The organism is Clostridium sp. AF28-12, from assembly GCF_003435225.1.
Lineage (GTDB): Bacteria > Bacillota > Clostridia > Lachnospirales > Lachnospiraceae > Pilosibacter > Pilosibacter fragilis.
The window spans coordinates 1-1,009 of record NZ_QWGJ01000067.1; the positions used below are offsets into that span (position 1 = coordinate 1).

At 58.2% G+C, this 1,009-nt stretch carries 2 protein-coding genes; both read left to right on the forward strand.

Features of this window, described 5'->3' with window-relative positions; genetic code table 11:
• The coding region (locus DWY93_RS16795) for a hypothetical protein (RefSeq protein WP_242990770.1) at positions 1-579 on the forward strand (579 nt) is incomplete at its 5' end.
• Positions 580-623: 44 nt separating this feature from the next.
• The coding region (locus DWY93_RS16800; RefSeq protein ID WP_016306500.1) for a PrgI family protein at positions 624-1,009 on the forward strand (386 nt) is incomplete at its 3' end.

The window sequence follows — 1,009 nt, forward strand, 5'->3', positions numbered from 1 at the left end:
GACGGAAAACTGCTGGGCCGCTGTACCAAAGCGGACAGCGATGCCTATACCCTGTTGATGAACGCCTGCGGCGGGGAGGCCGCCCGTGTCCTGCGGGAATACGCCTACTTTTCCCCGGAACTTCGCGCCATATTGGAAAAGGCGGCGCTCATGCAGGCGGACCGGAGCCGGACGGGCGGAATGTTCCATGCGCCGAAAAGTTCCCCGTGGGGCGAGGTGCAGAGCTGTGAAACCCTCTGTCCAGGGGTGTTTCTGGTATCTACCGCCAGCCACGGCGGAACGATGGTGGCAAACGAGGTAGCCGCCGTCCTCTCCCCAGCAGCGAAAAAGTGCGGCTTCAAGGATAAGGGCTATATCTGCTATGAGGAGGACGCGCAGGAAAGTGTGGTGCTCCGGGAACTGTTGGACAAAAAGCTGTGGAACATACCTGACCGCATTAAGGACAAAGGGCAGTTTGAAGAAAACCTCAACCAGTCCATCCGGCAGTATAATCCCGAATACTGGCGGGCAAGGCAGAGCGGACGTAAGGCCGCCGAAGCCGCCCGCAGTACAGCCCCGGCCAAAGAGGCCGCAAGATGACCTCGGGCCATGCTGGCCCGAAGCAGTAAAGGAGGTGTACCCAAATGGCCTATGTGCCAGTACCAAAAGACCTTTCCAAAATTAAGACAAAGCTGGCCTTCAATCTGACGAAGCGCCAGCTTGTTTGTTTTTCCGGCGCAGCGGCGGTGGGGCTCCCGGCCTACCTGCTTTCCCGTGACAGTATCGGGAACAGCGCCGCCATGTTCCTAATGATCGGCCTCATGCTCCCGTTCTTCTTTCTGGCTATGTATGAGCGGGACGGCCTGCCATTGGAAAAAGTGCTGAAAAACATCATCCGCACCCGGTTCCTCTATCCCCGGGTGCGGCCTTACAAAACCGAAAACTTCTATGCGCTGCTTAGCGCCAGAAAGGAGGCGCAGCCGATTGCAAAACAGCAGAAGGGCCGGAAAGCCCGCAGGCAGAAAGCCTG